Source organism: Cypionkella sp., from assembly GCF_034376685.1.
Lineage (GTDB): Bacteria > Pseudomonadota > Alphaproteobacteria > Rhodobacterales > Rhodobacteraceae > Cypionkella.
Map to the genome: position 1 here is coordinate 1 of NZ_JAXMJJ010000082.1, position 18,104 is coordinate 18,104.

Below are 18,104 nucleotides of genomic sequence, written 5' to 3' on the forward strand. Positions count from 1 at the left end.
CGCGTTGCTGAACGCCGGGAGCCTCCGGCGGGAGTATTTCAAAAAGAGCAACGGCTTTCGATGTGCTCTTTTTGAAATACTCCCGCGCGGAGCGCCTCGACTTTACAACGCGCGCCGTCGTTTTGGCTTCGGCTTCCCGCACTTCGCAACCTTCCGTGGCAACGCCGTCGCGTGGCCCCTCGATGGGGCCCAAGACGGCACCCCGCTTTGGTTTCATACCGCGCGATCTGGACTTCCCCGCCCTGCCCCGTTAGCGGTAGCGGGACGTGTTCGGAAAGCCTGCCTTGTCCGCCCTTGCCCTGATCTTTCGCCAACCCGCATTGCGCCTGATCTTTCTGGCGCTGTTGTTGTTGGGGGCGCATAACGCCTCGGTTTACCCCTACCAATCGCTGATCGCGATCGAGCGGATAGGTCTGAGCGAGCCGGCTTTCGCGCTGGTTCTGGTGCTGGCCTCGATCACCGCTGTCAGCGCTTCGGTGCTGCTGGGCATCTTGGGCGATCAGCGCGGGCATCGCCGCCGGATTGCGTTGCTTGCCACTTTGTCGAGCCTGATCGGTTTGCTGTTGATGCTGATGTTTCCCGGCAAACTCAGCCTGATCCTGTGTCACGGCATTCTGCTGCCCATCGCCTCTAGCCTCTATGGCCAGTTGTTTGCGCTGGCGCGGCTGGTGACGCCGGACAGCCTGACCCGCGATCCGGTGCAGGCGGGGTTACGCTCGGCAATGTCGCTGAGTTTTCTTGCGATGCTGGTGTTCTGGACCTTTGGTTTTTCCGCCCAGATCGACGTGATGGCGATCTATGTGAGCGCGGGAATGGCCAGCTTTGGGCTGGTGGTGTTGATCTATTTCAGTTGGCCACGCGATGGGGCGACCGAATGGGCCGATCAGCGCTCGGGTCTGAATTTTCGCCAAGCGTTCAAAGAGATAGCCCATCCGAGTATTTTACTGCGACTGCTGCTGCTGGGGGCGATCAGTGCCAGCGGTATTCTTTATATGGTGCTGGTGTCGCTGGTGTTTGATGCCTCAGCGGTGCGGGATGCGTCGGATGTGGCGCTGTATGTCGGGCTGGTTGCGGGCTGGGAAGTGCCCTGCCTGTTGCTGCTGCCGCGACTGGTCAGCCGGGTGCGGCGCGCGACCCTGCTGGCGGTGGGATCAGCGGTTTACACGCTGCATCTGTTAGCGATGCCGATTTTGGCGGATACGCCGTGGATCTGGGCGATGACGCTGGTGGCGGGGATTGGTGGCACCGCGCTGATCAGTCTGCCGATCAGCTATTATCAGGATCTGATGCACAACCGGCCTGGCACGGCGGGGGCGATGCTGGCCTTGCAAAAGCTGGTGTCGGATGTGCTGGGGGCTGCGGCTTTTGCCATTGGTATGACGATGGGCGGTTATGAGACGGTGGCGATCCTTGGCAGCGTGCTGGCGGTGCTGGGTGGTGCGGGGCTGCTTTGGGTGGATCGCCGCCACACTTAACCGTCGTAGCGCGTTGCCCCCCTGCGGTGCGCGTCAATCGGCTGGGTCAGGATCGCGGCATGATGCGCGCGCTGGTCGCAATGCGCGCGCGGGCAAATCCGGCAGTTGATGCCGATCTGGGTGATCGTGGCATGTGCCATGTTGAAGGTTTCGGCATAGGCGATTTCGGGCGCGTGTTGCACGGCGCAACCCATCGCGACGGCGAGGCGGTTGTCCTGGCTGTGACGCTCCCATGTCGGGCGATCTACCGTGCGCGAGAACACGAAGAACTGGCTGCGGTCCGGCATTTCGACAAACTGCGGCATGATCCGCCCCGGGGTGCGGAAGCTGGTATGCACATCCAGACGCGGGCAAGCGCCGCCATACTCGGCGAGATGAAAGTCAGTGGCGTTGAAACGTTTGGAGACATTGCCGCCCTTGTCGATGCGCAAAAAGAAGAATGGCACCCCCATCGCCCCTTCGCGCTGCATCGTGGTGGCGCGGTGGCAGGCTTGCTCAAAACTGACGCCAAAGCGGGTGGCGAGATGGTCGAAGTCGTATTTCGCGGCGCGGGCTTCGTGCAGGAAGCTGGCATAGGGCATGAGGACGGCGGCGGCGAAGTAGTTTGCCAATTCCACCCGCAACCGGGCGGTGCCGCGCGGGTCGGTGATATTGGATTTCTGCACCAAAGTGTCGATCAGTGGACGCTGTTCCAGCAGGGCGAGCATATGCACCAGTTGGAAGATGCGGTTGGGGTGATCGAGGGCTTCTGACAGCAGGATTTCGCGTCGCGCCTCGTCATATTGCCGCAAGGCACCGGGCAGGTCTTCCACGCGGGCCAGCCGCACCGTCACCCGCAGCTTTTGGGCAAGGCGCTGTTTCAGGGCGGTATAGACATCATCGCGCGGCACGGCGGCGCTGCCCCAGAACGCCTCGGCCGCCGTTTCAAGCGCTGCAAAATGGTTGCGGTTGCGGCGAAACACGTCATGCACCGCCGCTTCGGGCGAGGCTGTGGTCTGCGCCGTGTCATTTTGTGACAGCGTCATCAACTGATCACCGACAGTCTGATAGGCGCGATACAGTGTCAGAAAGGCTTGCACCACCGCTGGGGCGTGGACAATCGCCGCGCGGATTTGAGCGATTTCTGGTCGGATTTCTGTAAACAACGGGTCGCCCGTCACCGCGCGCAGGTCGGCCAGCTGGCTGGTGCTGTCTTCTTCCGCGATATCACGCCAATCGACACCATAGACATCAAACAGCCGCAGCATGATCGCGACGGACACTGATCTTTCGTTATTTTCCAGCAAGTTGACATAGGACGCCGATATGCCCAGCGCCCGTGCCATCGCGGCTTGGGTTTCCGAGCGCTCCAGCCGCAAACGCCGCAAATGCGGGCCGATGAAGGTTTTCTGCATACAGTCGCACACAATCCAGAATCTGTCAGCTTTACAATATTACAGAAATGTAAATTTGTAAATTCTCGCATTCACAGCACAACCAATTTTCATTTTGCACAATTTTGCAGCGGTGCAATCACGTTTGTAACAACGGCGGAGGACACATGCGCACTGGTATCAATCATCTCTTCATTCCCGGCCCGACCAACGTGCCGGAGGTCGTGCGGCAAGCCATGAACGTGGCGATGCAGGATCAGCGCGCCCATGATTTTGGCGCGGGCAATCTGGGCCTGTTCAGCGATCTGAAAAAGATTTTCCGCACCACGAGCGGCGAGGTGATGCTGTTCTCGGGCTCCGGCACCGGGGCTTGGGAGGCGGCGATCACCAACACTTTGTCCCCCGGCGATCGGGTGCTGATGGCGCGGCATGGCCAGTTTTCGACCCTGTGGGTGGATATGGCGCAACGGCTGGGGCTGGATGTCGAGGTGATTGATTTGCCTTGGGGTGCCGGGGCGCCGGTCAGCGAATTTGCCCGTCGTTTGGGGGCGGATAAGCGCGGCGAGATCAAGGCGGTGTTTCTGACCCATAACGAGACCGCGACGGGGGTGACGTCTTCGGTGGCGGCGCTACGGCGGGCATTGGATGAGGCGATGCATGATGCGCTGCTCTTCGTTGATGGCGTGTCGTCGATTGGCTGTCTGGAGTTTCGGATGGACGATTGGGGCGTCGATCTGGCCGTTACCGGCAGCCAGAAGGGCTTTATGATGCCCGCTGGTTTGGGGATTTTGGGGGTCAGCCAGAAGGCTTTGGCTGCCAGCAAGACCGCGACCGGACGGCGCTGCTATTTCGATTTCGCCGATCAGCTGAAGCATAATGCCGGGGGCTATTTTCCCTACACCCCGCCGACGCAACTGCTGCATGGTTTGCGCAAAGCGCTGGACCGTATGATGGAGGAAGGCCTTGAGAACATCACCGCGCGCCATCACCGACTTGCCGCAGGCGTGCGCGCCGCTGTCGCCGCCTGGGGCTTGCAAACCTGCGCCGAGCATCCCTCGCTGGCCTCTGATACCGTCACCGCGATCCGCACCCCAGACGGTGTTGATGCGCGTGAGGTGATCCGCATTGGCTATGATCGCTACAACGCCTCGTTCGGATCGGGCCTTGGGCCGCTGGCGGGCAAAGTGTTTCGCATCGGCCATATCGGCGATCTGAATGAGGGCACCTGCCTGACCGCGATTGCCTTGGCCGAACTTGCACTGGTCGAGGCGGGCGTCAGTCTGACCTACGGCTCGGGCGTTGCCGCCGCGCAAACGGTGTTCGCGGCAGCCGCACAATCCCTTCATCTTGCAGCAGAATAACCCGGAGAAAACCCATGAGTCACACGCTTCACCCGCTTCGCAAACAACGGCTGCAACGCTCGGAACTGGCGGTTCCGGCCTCGAACCCCACCATGATCGACAAGGCCGCCGAGGGGCCCGCGGATTATGTGTTCCTAGATCTGGAGGATGCGATTGCCCCTTCGGAAAAGGATCAGGCGCGCAAGAACGCGATTCAGGCGCTGAATGACATCGACTGGGCCGCGCGCGGCAAGACGGTTTCGGTGCGGATCAACGGGCTGGATACGCATTACATGTACCGCGACGTGGTGGATGTGATGGAACAGGCGGGTGCCCATGTGCACACCCTGCTGGTGCCGAAGGTTGGGGTGACCGGCGATCTGTATATGGTCGAGGCGATGGTCAACCAGATCGAGCAGGCCAAAGGGCTGACCAATCGGGTGGGCCTTGAGGCGCTGATTGAAACTGCGCTTGGCATGGCGAATGTCGAAGCCATCGCGCAGTTTGGCGGGCGGTTGGAGGCGTTGCACTTTGGCGTGGCGGATTTCGCGGCCTCGATGCGGGCGCGCACCACCAATATCGGCGGGTTGAACCCGCATTATCCGGGCGATCAGTGGCACGCCTCGATCAGCCGGATGGTGGTGGCTTGCCGGGCTTACGGCTTGCGCGCGATTGACGGGCCGTTTGGCGATTTCAGCGATCCTGAAGGCTATAAGGACGGCGCGCGCCGGGCAGCGGCTTTGGGGTGCGAGGGCAAATGGGCGATCCATCCGACACAGGTGGCTTTGGCGAATGAGGTGTTCTCGCCCCCGGATACCGAAGTCACCCGCGCGCGGCGGATCATTGAGGAGCTGAAAAAGGCCGCCTCAATGGGCAAGGGGGCGGCGCAACTGGATGGCCGGATGATCGACGCGGCATCCGAGAAAATGGCGATGAACGTGCTGGTGCTTGCCGACGCTATCGCTGCACGCTGAAAGGGGGAAAAGATGGATATTCACGAATATCAGGCCAAGGAAATCCTTGCGGGCTTCGGCGTGCCGGTGCCGCGCGGCGGCTTGGCTTATAGCCCGGAACAGGCGGGCTATCGGGCGCGGGAACTGGGCGGCTCGGCCTGGGTGGTCAAGGCGCAGATCCATTCCGGCGGGCGGGGGGCTGCGGGGGGCGTCAAGCTGTGCCGTTCGGCGGATGAGGTGCAGGCGTTTGCCGGGACGTTGTTTGGCAAGCAGTTGGTGACCAAACAGACCGATGCCAAGGGCAAGGGGGTTTACCGGGTCTGGGTGGAGGCTGCGTCAGAGATTGCGCAGGAACTTTACCTCGGCTTCGTGCTGGATCGGCAATCCGAGCGCATCATGATCGTGGCCTCGGCGCATGGCGGGATTGAGATTGAGGATCTGGCGGAAAGCGATCCGAACAGCTTGCGGCGGATGACGATTGATCCTGCGGTGGGGCTTTCGGAATTCCAAGCGCGGGAATTGGCGTTTCAGCTTGGCCTGAAGGGCGGGCAGATTGCTCAGATGGTGTCCACCCTGCGCGCCTGCTACCGGGCTTACCGCGATCTGGATGCGGTGATGGTCGAGATCAACCCGCTGGTGATTACGGGGACAGGCGATCTGGTGGCGCTGGATGCGAAAATGTCGTTTGACACCAATGCGTTGTTTCGCAGGCCCGAGATTGCAGAATTGCGGGACAGATCGCAAGAAGACCCGCGCGAAAGCACGGCGGGGGATCATGGGCTGTCGTATGTGGGCCTGGACGGTGACATTGGATGCATCATCAACGGTGCCGGATTGGCGATGGCGACGATGGATATGATCAAGCTGGCGGGGGGCGAGCCTGCGAATTTCCTCGACATCGGTGGTGGGGCCAGCCCGGAGCGTGTGGTGCGGGCGTTTCGCACCGTGCTGGCAGATGGCAATGTTTCGGTGATTTTGGTCAACATTTTCGCGGGGATAAACCGCTGTGATTGGGTGGCCGAAGGCGTGGTGCAGGCTTACCGCGAGGTTGGGCTGACCATCCCGGTCGTGGTGCGTCTGGCGGGCACCAATGTGGATGAGGGGCGCGCGATCATTGCAGCCTCGGGCCTGCCGCTGATCTCTGCCGACACACTGGCCGAGGCTGCGGCGGCGGCCGTTGCCGCCTCGACTGCCACCCCCCGCCCCCGCAAAGCTGCATAGGAGGAACTCATGGCTATCCTTATCACTGAGAAAACCCGCGTTATCGTGCAAGGCATGTCGGGCCGCATCGGCAGCTTTCATGCCGCCGACATGATCAAATACGGCACCAATGTTGTCGGCGGGGTCACTCCCGGCAGGGGTGGCGAAACCCATCTGGGCCTGCCGTTGTTCAACACCGTGCGTGAGGCGGTGGAGGCGACCGGGGCTGAGGCATCACTGGTGTTCGTGCCGCCGCCCTTCGCGGCTGATGCGATCATGGAGGCCGCCGATGCGGGGATTAAGACGGCGGTTTGTGTGACCGACGGCATCCCCAGTCAAGACATGATGAAGCTGAAGCGGTTTTTGCGGCGTTATCCGGCGGAGCGAAAATTGCGGCTGATCGGGCCGAATTGTGCGGGCGTGATCTCGCCGGGCAAGGGATTTATGGGCATCATGCCGCCGCATATCTATTTGGCCGGACGTATTGGCATCATTGGGCGGTCTGGCACCTTGGGCTATGAGGCGGCAAGCCAGTTGAAAGAGCTGGGGCTTGGGGTGTCTACCAGCGTGGGCATTGGCGGCGATCCGATCAATGGATCGAGCTTCCGCGATATTCTGGGGCTGTTTGAGGCAGACCCTGAGACCGATGCAGTGATGATGATCGGTGAGATCGGCGGGCCGCAGGAAGCGGAAGCGGCGATTTATGCGCGCGATCACATGAAAAAACCCGTGGTCGCCTATATCGCCGGGTTGTCAGCACCCAAGGGCCGCAAGATGGGCCATGCCGGGGCGATTGTCAGCGCCTTTGGCGAAAGCGCGCAGGAAAAGGTGGTCTTGCTGGAGGCCGCAGGCATTACCGTGGCACCGAACCCATCGAGCATGGGCGAGACGATGGCGCGGTTGTTGGCTTCGCGCGCGATGGGGGCTGTGGCCTAGGCCACTCGGTTAAATCCGCGCCGCCCACAGCCGATAGCGGCCCTGTCCGGTGACTTCGCGGATCAGGTTGCGCTGGGTGAGACTTTGCAAGTTGCGCTGCACGGCGGCGCGACTTGCCCCGGTTTCCGCCTCGGCCATTGGCGCGGACATCATCGGCCAACGCGCCAGCAGCGCCACCAGCAAGGCGGGGGTGCGGCCCGACAAATCGGCCACCGCCTGCGTTGCATGGCCCTGCCACGCCTGCACCCGGTCCAAATGCAACAGCGCCGCCAACACCGCCTGATGTGCGCCGCCGATCCAGCCGCTTAGCCGCCGCTCGGCCGAGCCTATCACCGTCAGCGCGCCAAACCCCACCTGCGCCAGCGGCAAGAACCCCGCCTGCGCAGCAATGCGCGCACCCAGCACCGCCGCTTCGATATCACGCGTCACGCCGTCCGAGGCCGCGCGCCACAGGTGAAACAGCAGCGCCCCCTGCGTGACGCGGTGCAGCGTCTCTGCGCCATCAAGCGACGCTGCGACCTCGAAGATCCGGTCTGGCGGCAGATCGACGAGCCCCAACTGCCCGCTGATCCGCGTGACCCAATCGCTGCCCGAGGTGCTGCGCGCCTGGAGCCGCCGCACCGCCCAAGCGGCGCGGGCCAGCGCCTGCGACTCGTCCCCGGTGGCGCCTTGCCGCAAGCTGAGCCACAGAGCCAGCCGATCCGCTGTGATCCGTTCGCCAGTCCACCAGCCAAGCCCCACCACCTCTTGCAGCGCCAACCGATGCAAAGCCCCTGCGCCCAGATTTGACAGACGTTCCTGCAAGCGTCCGAAATCAAAGCATAAAGCCGCAAGATCCCCTGCCAGATTGGCCTCGGCCATCCGCCAATCCTGCACGTTGAACAAAGGTGCGCGATCCGCGCGCGGGCCGGGTTGCGCGGCGTCATCCGCAGCATCTTCGGGCAGAAACCACAGATCATTCTCGGCTTGTGGATCGCCATCGTAAAGCCCCGGCTGATCCGGCAGCGCTATTGGGTCCGCAGGGCGTGCGGGTGTCATGGTGAAGATTTGGCCAGAGGGATCATGGAGCGTAATCCTGCCCGGAGCGTGCTGCAAAGGCCATCCCGAAATACGCCCCCCTTGCGATCTGACCGGGCTGCAAGATTTCAGCCGAAGAAGCCTTCGCCCGCCTGCGCCAGCAGGTCAGCCGCCAAACCTGTGCCCAAAGCCGCCGCATCGGTCTGTGCGCCCCGGACTTCGCCCTTGATCACCCGGCTGCCATCCGGGCGTAGAATCTCGCCGCGCAGCCAAAGCTGATCGCCTTCCAAGACAGCAAGCCCGGCAATCGGGGTTTCACACGAACCATCCAGTCGCGCCAGAAACGCTCGCTCGGCGGCCAGTTGCACCCCGGTTGGCTGGTGATGGATCGCGGCCAGCATCGCCTTTGCGCGTGGGTCATCGACCCGACGCTCCACCCCAATCGCGCCTTGCGCCACGGCGGGCAGCATATCGGCCACTTCAATCGGGCGGGCGACATGCGCCATCTCCAATCGCGTCAACCCGGCCATTGCAAGGAAGGTCGCTTGCGCGACGCCGTCTTCCAGCTTGCGCATCCGGGTTTGCACATTGCCGCGAAACTCGACCAGGTGCAGATCGGGGCGGCGATGCGCCAGTTGCGCCCGACGGCGCAAGGATGACGAGCCGACCACCGCGCCTTGGGGCAAATCTGCAATGCCCTGCGCCACATGCGACACAAAGCCATCCCGCACGTCGGCGCGCGGCAGATAGCAGTCCAACAGCAAGCCCGAAGGCTGCAACACCGGCATGTCCTTCATCGAATGCACGGCGATATCAATGCTGCCCGCGACCAAGGCCTCTTCAATCTCGCGGGTGAACAGGCCCTTGCCGCCGATCTCTTTCAGCGCGCGGTCTTGCACCAGATCGCCAGTGACCTTGATCACCACGATTTCAAACGCCTCAAGCGGCAGCGAAAACGCCGCCATTAGCGAACGCCGCACCTCATGCGCTTGCCACAAGGCGAGTGGTGAGCCTCGGGTGCCGATCTTGAAGGGCTGCGCGGGGGTGGGCATTGCATATGTCATGACCCAGACTTACCCGCGACACTTCCGCCTTTCAACCGATTGCCGCGTGGGCGCGCTTGACACGCCGTCGCAGGTAAGGGACGCAAGGGCGCAACCGGAGGCCCCGATGACCAACCCAACGTCCAAACTGATCCTGCGCGCCCTTGCGGGCGAAACGCTGCCCACCCCGCCGATCTGGATGATGCGGCAAGCGGGCCGCTATCTGCCGGAATACCGCGCGACGCGGGCGCAGGCGGGGGATTTCCTGTCGCTGTGCTACAACCCGGAACTGGCCGCCGAGGTGACGCTGCAACCGATCCGCCGCTATGGCTTTGATGCCGCGATCCTGTTCGCGGACATTCTACTGCTGCCGCAGGCGTTGGGCGCGGATCTGTGGTTTGAAACCGGCGAGGGCCCGCGGCTTTCGACGATCACCAGCATGGCCGGAGTGCAGGCGCTGAAGCCGCGCGATGCCATCCATGAGACACTTGCGCCGATCTATGAAACCGTCCGCATTCTGGCGCGCGAACTGCCGAAGGAAACCACTTTGATCGGCTTTGCGGGCGCACCTTGGACGGTTGCCACCTATATGATTGCCGGACGTGGCACCAAGGATCAAGGCCCGGCCCATGCCCTGAAAGCCGCCGACCGCGCCGCTTTCAGCGCTTTGATTGATGTGATCACCGAGGCCACCATCGACTATCTCTCGATGCAGGTTCAGGCCGGGGCCGAAGTGGTCAAGCTGTTCGACAGCTGGGCCGGATCGTTGAAGGGTCAGGATTTCACCGATTTCGCGGTGAAACCCACCGCTCGTATTATCGCAGCCCTCAAAGCCAAACACCCCGGCCTGCCGATCATCGCCTTTCCGCGTGAGGCAGGTGCGGGCTATATCGGGTTTGCCAAAGCCACCGGGGCGGATTGCGTCGCCATCGACAATTCGGTCAGCCCGGAATGGGCGGCGGAGAACGTGCAACCGGGCGGCTGCGTGCAGGGCAACCTTTCACCCACCCATATGGTGACCGGCGGGCAAGAGTTGATCGACGCCACCCGGCGCGTCAAAGCCGCGTTCCAAGGCGGGCCGCATATCTTCAACCTCGGCCACGGCATCACGCCGGATGCCAACCCGGACAACGTGGCGCTGATGGTGGAAACCGTGCGGCAGCGGTAGAAATCCGCTGGGTTTGGGTCAGTTCGGTTTTTCAACATGCGCTTGTCGGCAAATTTGGCTAAGCAGCACGCGTTGAACCTCGGAGTCCACAGATGCCCCTGCAACCTGCCCTGCGCCTCGCCGCGCTTTGCGCCTTCTTGCCCGCCGTGGCCTACAGTGCCGATCTGATCAGCTTCTGGGACAGCCCGCAGAAAGGCGCGAATGGCTTCAACGCCAAACCGCAGGATGAAGCCTATTTCAAGGCCTTAGCCGACACGGGGGCAACATGGGTGCGGTTGACCTTCAGTAAATGGCACGGCAAAGGCCGCGATTTTCTGATCGGTGATGCCGACCATTACGCGGGCCTTGTACCGGAAGACCTCGCCACGTTGCGCGCCAGTCTGGATGCCGCCCATGCTGCGGGGCTGAAAGTGGTGATCGTGCCGCTCAGCCTGCCCGGCGCACGCTGGACGCAGCAGAACAACGGCAAATTTGATGATCGGCTGTGGTCCGACCCGGCTTACGCCGATCAGGCGGTACAGTTCTGGGGCGATCTGGCAGCCGCGCTGAAAGATCATCCGGCGGTCGCGGGTTATAATCTGCTGAACGAACCTGCGCCCGAGAAAACCACGGGGCTTGCTGAAAACGGTGCGATGCCGGATTTGCAGGCGTGGCAAGTGGCGCAAACTGGCAGGCCACGCGATCTGCCCGCACTTTACACCCGGATGATCGCCGCGATCCGCGCGGTAGATCCGGTCACGCCGATAATGGTCGATGGCGGCTATTACGCCAATCCGCGGGCGCTGGCGGCATGGCCGGAAAAACTCGCCGATGACCGCGTGCTTTATGCGTTTCACATGTATGAACCCTATGCCGCGACCAGCGCGCCGAATATGAAACGTGACGTGCCCTTGCGCTATCCCGGCGTGACCACCGATTATGCGAGGGCCACGCAAGTGTGGGACAAAGCCGCCGTCGCTGCCCATATCAACCACGCCTTTGATTGGGCAGCGGCACAAGGCTTACCGCCTACCCGCGTGGTCGCTGCTGAGTTCGGCTGCATGCGGCTCTGGCCCGATTGCGCGACTTACCTCGCCGACGTGATGGATGCGGTTGAGGCCCGCGGCGGCCATTGGGCGTTCTATTCCTTCCGCGAGGATGAATGGGACGGCATGGATTACGAATTGCCGAAATCCGTAACCCCCGGTCAATTCTATTACCTGTCCGAAGAGGGCAAGGCCGACAAATTGCCAAGGGACGGCGCGCTGATGGGGATATTGCGGGGGCGGATGGGTGGATGAGGGTGCGACCCAGCTGGCAGGATTCCATTTGCCGCTGAAATACACCTGTGCTTATCTGGCGGCCCTTTAACCACTGAGAATACAATGCGGAAAATATTGAACATTATCGCTCTGCTGATTGTCGCCGGTGTTGCTGGGATCTACTTCACCCTGGGCCCCAGCTTTCTGATCGGCGGCCCCAAGACCAGCGACATCGTTGATGTGTCGCGGGCGGTTTTGATAGCCACGGCCGCAGATCCGAGCCAAGCCAATCTGGCAAAGGCCGCAAAAATCAGCCCAAAGGGCCTGTGCAGTCATAATCAGGACGGCAGCTATGCCTGCCTTATCGATATCGAGATCGAAGGCACAGCCCCGAAAAGCCTTGTGGCTGTGTTGAAGAAAGGCGCAGGCGGTGCATGGATCGCGACGGAATAGCCGCATCCTTTGCGGGTTGGGGATCGTCGCAGCACTGGGCTGCGGCTATCTCTATGGCTCGGTGTATCCCTTTCACGCCAACCAAGACTGCCACCTGCTTGGCGGCTATCTTGAGGCAATCGCCGGGCCGGGCAAGCCAACCAACTGCGTCATCCCATGGGACGCACATTGACCAAAGCGCGGCATTCCGATCACGTTTTAGGTCATAGATATTGACTTACCCCGGCCCCAGCGCAAAAGTCCCTCCGAACCGTTTGGGAGGACTGTCGTGGAGTGGAATAGTGTTCTGGCAACGCGCAATGCGCGGATGAAAGCCTCGGAAATTCGTGAGCTTTTGAAGCTGCTGGATCAGCCCGACATCATCTCTTTTGCGGGCGGCATTCCTGACCCGGCGCTGTTCCCGACAGAAGCCTTTCGCGATGCGTTCTCAGCGGCTTTGACGGGGCCGAAGGCGGGCGCTGCGCTGCAATACTCGGTGTCGGAAGGCTACAAACCGCTGCGCGACTGGATTGTGACCGAGATGGGCAAGATCGGTGTTCCCTGCACGGCGGATAACATCCTGATCACCTCGGGTTCTCAGCAAGCGCTTGATTATCTGGCAAAACTGATGATCTCGCCGAATGATACCGTGCTGGTTGGCTGGCCGACCTACCTCGGCGCGTTGGGCGCGTTCAACGCCTATGAGCCCGTCTATGATCGGCTTGACCCCAACACCAACCGCCCCGCTGCGGATTTCACCGCCAAGGCCGAAGCCGCTGGCGGTCGGGTGAAGTTCGCCTATCTATCGGTCGATTTCGCCAACCCGACCGGGGAGACCATCGCCCGTTCTGCTCGTGAAGCGGTGATTGATCTGGCGGATGAGATGGGTATCGCCGTGGTTGAAGATGCCGCCTACCAAACCCTGCGCTATGATGGTGAGGCGATCCCGCCGATTCTGGCGCTGGAAATTGCCCGCAAGGGCAGCATTGAAGACTGCCGCACATTGTATTGTGGCAGCTTCTCGAAATCCCTCGCCCCCGGCCTGCGCGTGGGCTGGGTTTGCGGCGCATCGGAAGTGATCAGCCGCCTTGTGTTGATGAAACAAGCGGCTGATCTGCATTCGGCGACGACCAATCAGATTGTAACGCACCATGTCGCCAGCACGCAATTTGACAGCCACGTTGCCAAACTGCGCACCACCTACCAAGCCCGCCGTGATCATCTGTTGAAGGCGCTGAGCCGTGAGATGCCCGAGGGGGTCAGTTGGACCAAACCCGAAGGCGGCATGTTCATCTGGCTGACCCTGCCCGAAGCGATGGACGGCGCGGATCTTTTGGCGCAATCGCTGCAATCCGAGCGGGTGGCCTTCGTCCCCGGTCGCGCTTTCTTCGCCGATGGCAGCAATGGCAACACCATCCGGCTGTCGTTTTCCTGCGCCGATGAAGCCGCGATTGACGAGGGCATGAAACGGCTGGGCCGCCTGATCCGCGCGCAGGCATGATCGGGTTCGGGGCGTGAGTTCGCTCTGGGTGCTTGCGGCGCTGCTTGGCTCGCTCGGTCAAGTGGCGCGCAACGCCATGCAATCCAGCCTGACCCGGCAGATCGGCACCGTGGGGGCGACGCAGGTGCGGTTTCTGTTCGGTCTGCCGTTTGCGGCGCTGTTTTTGGTGCTGGTCACGCTTGTGACAGGCGAAGCCATCCCGGTTCCCAACCTGCCCAGCCTTGGGTTTACCCTCGCCGGAGCCTTGGCGCAGATCGCCGCCACTGGTCTGATGCTTGTGGTGATGAAGTCGCAAAGTTTCGCGGTGACAACGGCTTGGTTGAAAACCGAGCCCGTTATCGTCGCGCTTGCCGCCGCCGTGATCCTGCGCGATCCGATCAGCCTGCCGGTGCTGGCCGCCATCGTCATCGCCAGCGCAGGCGTCATGCTGATGTCTGTCAAACCCGGCACGCCTGTCTGGCAGTTGGGGCGCCCTGCCCTGATCGGCCTGCTGGCGGGCGCGTTGTTCGGGGCCTCGGCCATCGGATTTCGCGGTGGCATCACCCATCTGGACGATGGCGGCTTTCTGATCCGCGCCACCTCGACCCTCGTGCTGACCCTGTTGATCCAGACCGCCATCCTGCTGATCTGGATGGCGCTGTTCAACCGCACCGCTTTGCAGGACTCGTTCGCGGTGTGGCGATCGTCGCTGTTCGCGGGCTTCCTTGGTGCGTTTGCGTCGCAGTTCTGGTTTCTGGGCTTTGCGCTAACCTCTGCCGCCAATGTCCGCACACTGGCGCTGGTTGAGGTGATCTTCGCCACCGCCGTGTCGCGCTATGTGTTCAAGCAACCCGTCAGTGCGCGGCAGATCATCGGCATGGCGGTGATCGTGCTGGGTGTCGGACTGCTGCTACGGCTGACGGCTTAAGTCCATTTGGCAATCGGCGGCAGGCTCATCAGCACCGCATTGGCATCGTGGCCGGACTCAAGACCGAACTTGGTGCCCCGATCATAGACGAGATTGTATTCGGCATAGAGCCCGCGATGGATCAGTTGCGCCTCGCGGTCCGCGTCTGACCATTCAGTCTTCAGACGGCGTTCGGTCAGCGGCACGAAGGCGGGCAGGAAGGCACGGCCCACATCCTGCGTCAGGGCAAAATCCTCGGCCCAATCGCCGGTGTTCAGATCATCATAGAAAATCCCACCGACACCCCGCGCGCGGCCCCGGTGTGGGATGTAGAAATACTCATCGGCCCAAGCTTTGAATTTTGCATAGTAATCCGGGTGATGCACGTCGCAGGCCGCCTGCATCGCGGCGTGGAAATGCGCGGTATCCTCGGGGTATTCCAGACAGGGGTTCAAATCCGCGCCGCCGCCAAACCACCAGGCGTGCGGCGTCCAGAACATCCGCGTGTTCATGTGCACCGCCGGACAATGCGGGTTGACCATATGCGCCACCAGAGAAATCCCGCTGGCCCAAAACCGGGGATCTTTATCCATCCCCGGAACGCCACGCGCCGCCATCGCCTTCTGCGCGCGTTCGCCCAAAGCGCCATGCACTTCCGAGACATTGACGCCCACCTTCTCAAACACCGCGCGGCCGCGCAGCACAGACATCAGGCCACCACCGCCATCCGAGCGGGTGGTCGGTGTCACCTCAAAGCGTGCGCTTTGGCCGTGATTTTCCTCAAGCTCTTCAAAAGCCAGCACAATCTGATTGCGCAAGGTGCGGAACCAAGCCGAAGCCTGCGCTTTTTCGATGCTGAAATCCTCGACCATGCCCCGCCCTTTTCGCTTATTATCCATCGGGCTGCGCCCGTGTTATGGCATATCAAGCGCGCAGCCCTATAGTAAAGCCAGCATCCCATTTTGTGAGTCGCCCATGAAACGCATAGTCCTGCCCGCCCTGTTGATCCTTGCCGCCTGCGGCACCCCGCAACAGAATTGCATCAGCGGCGCGACCCGAGACATGCGCGTGGTGGATCGCCTGATCGCCGAGACGGAACGCAATCTTGAGCGCGGCTATGCCTATGAAACCGTTACCCGTTCGCGCACGGTTTGGCGGCAATGCGGCTATCGCGGCAAACCCGGCACACCTGGTGCGAGTCCACGGATGTGCTTTGACGATGTGGATTACACCGAGCAACGTCCCAAAGCCATCGACCTGAACGCCGAATCCGCCAAACTCGCCAGCCTGAAAGCCAAACGCGCGGCACAAGCCAAGGCTGCAGACCCGTCTATCAGGGCCTGCCGGGCGCAGTATCCCGAATAATCTGGAACGGCTAGCGCGCGCGGATCGGATAGGATGCGCGCGTCACCCGAAAGGCTTTGTCGCCGCCAACTTCCTCGACCTGTTTGAACAGCGTCACCAGCAATTTGTCGTAGGGCAGATGGCGATTGGCGACCATCCACAGGCTGCCCGAGGGGCTTAGACCGCGTTGCGCGGCTTTAATGAACGCCAGCCCGAGGCCGGTGTCTGCCTCGCGCACGGTATGGAACGGCGGGTTCATCACCACAGAATCCCAAAACCGCGCAGGTTTGAAGCTGGTCGCATCGACCCAGTGAAACTTTGCCCGAGGGTCGGGGATGTTGACCTTTGCGCAGGCCAAAGCCTCGGCTTCAGCCTCGACCAGATCGAGTTCTTTGACACCCTCGCGCGTAAGGATCGCCCGCGACAGATACCCCCAGCCCGCCCCCAAATCGGCGACCCGCGCGCCCAGCTTGGCAGGCAAGGCGTCGGCTAGCAGCACCGAGCCGCGATCTGGGCCATCAGCAGAAAACACCGCAGGCAGGGTCTGAAATCCCCCCTCGACAATCACGGGCCGCGCCGCCCATTCCGCCAGCGCTGGCCCCGGCTTTACCACCGCCAGTTTGCCGTGGGCCTTTGACAAAGCCTCGCCCACTGACAGCCCCAAGGCCTTGCAATCCTTCAGCAGGGTTTCGACACCGTCGGTCTTTTGGCCATCGACCACGATCAGATCAGCGCCTATAGCCTCAGCCATCAGCGCCCGCGCTTCCGATTTCGCGCGCGGCACACAGACGATAGCGACAACCGCCACGCCCTCGGTCCGGTAGCCCTGTGCTGTGAAATAATCGTGGTCCGGTTTGAATCCGGTTTTCACCACCACGCGGTCTTTCGGCAAAGCGGACAGATCGTCCCCCGCCCGCGGCCGCAAAACCACAATATCGCCCGCAGCGGGCAACACCAAAGCGCCGCTTTGCAGCGCCAATTCCAACCGGGCCGAGCGCATGAAAGCCGCCTATTCTTTTTCCATAGTGCATTGCAGCGGGTGCTGGTGCCGGCGCGCGAAATCCATCACCTGCGCCACTTTGGTCTCTGCGATCTCGTAAGAGAACACGCCGACCACCGCCAGACCCTTCTTGTGAACCGCCAGCATGATCTCAAAGCTCTGCGCGTGGTTCAGGCCGAAAAACCGTTCCAGAATATGCACGACAAATTCCATCGGCGTGTAATCATCGTTCAAAAGCATGACCTTATACAGCGGGGGTCGCTGTGTTTTGGTCTTGGTCTTCGTCAAAATAGAGGTGTCATTGCCCGGGCCACGCGGCGCATCAGACATCATCGTATGAGGTAGGCCAGCAATAGGGGTCACGCGGACAGGCTCCGTTCGCAAGATTCGCAATTTGGGTTGCACTGTCTCAATATAGCGCATTTCTGCCTTGCGCAAAGGCCCTCGGCTTGGATCATATGCGGACAGGAGGATGTCATGCTGACAACGATAGGTTTTGATGCCGATGATACGCTTTGGCAGAACGAAAGTTTCTTCCGGCTGACGCAGGATCGGTTCACCGAACTGCTGGCGGATTACGCCGAAGCCGAGCATCTGCATACGCAGCTTTTGGCGGCCGAGCGGCGCAATCTGGGTCATTATGGCTTTGGCGTCAAAGGCTTCACCCTTTCGATGATCGAAACCGCGATTGAAGTGACCGAGGGGCGGGTGCCGTCCTTGGTGGTTGCCGAGATCATGGCTGCCGGGCGTGAGATGTTGGCGCATCCGATCGAACTGCTGCCGCATGCCCGTGCGGCGGTGAAAACCCTTGCCGCCAGTCACCGAGTCGTTTTGATCACCAAGGGCGATCTGCTGGATCAAGAGCGCAAACTGGCGCAATCGGGCTTAGGCGAGCTGTTTCACGGGGTTGAGATCGTCTCGGACAAGACCGCCAGATCCTACTCGGCGATTTTCGCCCGTCACGGCACCGGCGCGGATCAGGCAATGATGATCGGCAACTCGTTGAAATCAGACGTGCTTCCGGCCTTGGCTGCAGGAGCTTACGGCGTGCATATCCCGCATGGCTTGACCTGGGCGCTGGAACACGCCGATGCGCCGCAGGGGGTGGACAGATTCTTCAGCCTACCCTCTCTGGCCGAACTGCCTGATCTTGTGGCCAACCTGCCAAATCACCACCATCCCTAGCGCGCAAGCG

Annotated in this window: 18 protein-coding genes; 12 read left to right on the forward strand and 6 right to left on the reverse strand. The window is 61.7% G+C overall.

The window, feature by feature from the left end; translation table 11 throughout:
- The first annotated feature begins 284 nt into the window (after window positions 1-284).
- The gene (locus U1A24_RS15600; protein ID WP_322322901.1) at window positions 285-1,475 is read left to right on the forward strand and encodes an MFS transporter; all 1,191 of its coding nucleotides are present in this window, start codon (window positions 285-287) and stop codon (window positions 1,473-1,475) included.
- On the opposite strand, the gene U1A24_RS15605 is transcribed toward U1A24_RS15600, so the two are convergent.
- Window positions 1,472-2,869: a helix-turn-helix domain-containing protein gene (locus U1A24_RS15605; RefSeq protein WP_322322902.1), complete on the reverse strand. Its 1,398-nt coding sequence runs from the start codon at window positions 2,867-2,869 to the stop codon at window positions 1,472-1,474. The two genes, U1A24_RS15600 and U1A24_RS15605, sit on opposite strands and share 4 nt — an antisense overlap.
- Before the next feature lie 146 nt (window positions 2,870-3,015).
- On the opposite strand from U1A24_RS15605, the gene U1A24_RS15610 reads away from it, so the two are divergent.
- The 4 genes from U1A24_RS15610 to sucD are packed head-to-tail and all read left to right on the forward strand — an operon-like array spanning window position 3,016 to window position 7,277.
- Entirely contained in the window at window positions 3,016-4,209 is a 1,194-nt protein-coding gene (locus U1A24_RS15610; protein ID WP_322322903.1) for an aminotransferase class V-fold PLP-dependent enzyme, read from the forward strand.
- A 14-nt stretch (window positions 4,210-4,223) separates the two neighbouring features.
- Window positions 4,224-5,162 (forward strand): CoA ester lyase, encoded by a 939-nt coding sequence (locus U1A24_RS15615; protein WP_322322904.1) that lies wholly within the window; start codon window positions 4,224-4,226, stop codon window positions 5,160-5,162.
- 12 nt (window positions 5,163-5,174) lie between these two features.
- Window positions 5,175-6,362 (forward strand): malate--CoA ligase subunit beta, encoded by a 1,188-nt coding sequence (locus U1A24_RS15620; protein WP_322322905.1) that lies wholly within the window; start codon window positions 5,175-5,177, stop codon window positions 6,360-6,362.
- A gap of 9 nt (window positions 6,363-6,371) precedes the next feature.
- Window positions 6,372-7,277, forward strand: a complete 906-nt coding sequence (sucD, locus tag U1A24_RS15625; RefSeq protein WP_322322906.1) for a succinate--CoA ligase subunit alpha — start codon at window positions 6,372-6,374, stop codon at window positions 7,275-7,277.
- A 9-nt stretch (window positions 7,278-7,286) separates the two neighbouring features.
- On the opposite strand, the gene U1A24_RS15630 is transcribed toward sucD, so the two are convergent.
- Window positions 7,287-8,315, reverse strand: coding sequence for a helix-turn-helix domain-containing protein (locus tag U1A24_RS15630; protein ID WP_322322907.1), 1,029 nt, complete (start codon window positions 8,313-8,315; stop codon window positions 7,287-7,289).
- Window positions 8,316-8,422: 107 nt separating this feature from the next.
- Window positions 8,423-9,358 carry a hydroxymethylbilane synthase gene (gene hemC, locus U1A24_RS15635; protein WP_322322908.1) on the reverse strand — a complete coding sequence of 312 codons (936 nt, stop codon included), beginning with the start codon at window positions 9,356-9,358 and terminating at the stop codon, window positions 8,423-8,425.
- Window positions 9,359-9,464: 106 nt separating this feature from the next.
- On the opposite strand from hemC, the gene hemE reads away from it, so the two are divergent.
- The 5 genes from hemE to U1A24_RS15660 all read left to right on the forward strand — a co-directional run bounded on the left by hemE (window position 9,465) and on the right by U1A24_RS15660 (window position 14,586).
- Window positions 9,465-10,505 (forward strand): uroporphyrinogen decarboxylase, encoded by a 1,041-nt coding sequence (gene hemE / locus U1A24_RS15640; protein ID WP_322322909.1) that lies wholly within the window; start codon window positions 9,465-9,467, stop codon window positions 10,503-10,505.
- Between the two features lie 92 nt (window positions 10,506-10,597).
- Window positions 10,598-11,785, forward strand: coding sequence for a glycoside hydrolase family 5 protein (locus tag U1A24_RS15645; protein WP_322322910.1), 1,188 nt, complete (start codon window positions 10,598-10,600; stop codon window positions 11,783-11,785).
- Between the two features lie 84 nt (window positions 11,786-11,869).
- Window positions 11,870-12,199 (forward strand): hypothetical protein, encoded by a 330-nt coding sequence (locus U1A24_RS15650; RefSeq protein ID WP_322322911.1) that lies wholly within the window; start codon window positions 11,870-11,872, stop codon window positions 12,197-12,199.
- 268 nt (window positions 12,200-12,467) lie between these two features.
- On the forward strand, window positions 12,468-13,679 hold the full coding sequence (locus U1A24_RS15655) for a PLP-dependent aminotransferase family protein (protein ID WP_322322912.1): 1,212 nt from the start codon (window positions 12,468-12,470) through the stop codon (window positions 13,677-13,679).
- Window positions 13,680-13,692: 13 nt separating this feature from the next.
- Window positions 13,693-14,586 carry a DMT family transporter gene (locus U1A24_RS15660; RefSeq protein WP_322322913.1) on the forward strand — a complete coding sequence of 298 codons (894 nt, stop codon included), beginning with the start codon at window positions 13,693-13,695 and terminating at the stop codon, window positions 14,584-14,586.
- On the opposite strand, the gene hemF is transcribed toward U1A24_RS15660, so the two are convergent.
- Complete coding sequence (gene hemF, locus U1A24_RS15665; protein ID WP_322322947.1) at window positions 14,583-15,437, reverse strand: oxygen-dependent coproporphyrinogen oxidase; 855 nt, start codon at window positions 15,435-15,437, stop codon at window positions 14,583-14,585. The genes U1A24_RS15660 and hemF overlap by 4 nt on opposite strands.
- A gap of 103 nt (window positions 15,438-15,540) precedes the next feature.
- Between hemF and U1A24_RS15670 the strand changes: the two genes are divergently transcribed.
- Window positions 15,541-15,930 carry a hypothetical protein gene (locus tag U1A24_RS15670; RefSeq protein ID WP_322322914.1) on the forward strand — a complete coding sequence of 130 codons (390 nt, stop codon included), beginning with the start codon at window positions 15,541-15,543 and terminating at the stop codon, window positions 15,928-15,930.
- A 10-nt stretch (window positions 15,931-15,940) separates the two neighbouring features.
- Here U1A24_RS15670 and U1A24_RS15675 read toward each other — a convergent pair whose 3' ends face one another.
- Window positions 15,941-16,909, reverse strand: coding sequence for a class I SAM-dependent methyltransferase (locus tag U1A24_RS15675; protein WP_322322915.1), 969 nt, complete (start codon window positions 16,907-16,909; stop codon window positions 15,941-15,943).
- Window positions 16,910-16,918: 9 nt separating this feature from the next.
- Entirely contained in the window at window positions 16,919-17,239 is a 321-nt protein-coding gene (gene clpS / locus U1A24_RS15680; protein ID WP_322322948.1) for an ATP-dependent Clp protease adapter ClpS, read from the reverse strand.
- 147 nt (window positions 17,240-17,386) lie between these two features.
- Between clpS and U1A24_RS15685 the strand changes: the two genes are divergently transcribed.
- Window positions 17,387-18,094 (forward strand): HAD family hydrolase, encoded by a 708-nt coding sequence (locus tag U1A24_RS15685; RefSeq protein ID WP_322322916.1) that lies wholly within the window; start codon window positions 17,387-17,389, stop codon window positions 18,092-18,094.
- The last annotated feature ends 10 nt before the right edge of the window (window positions 18,095-18,104 follow it).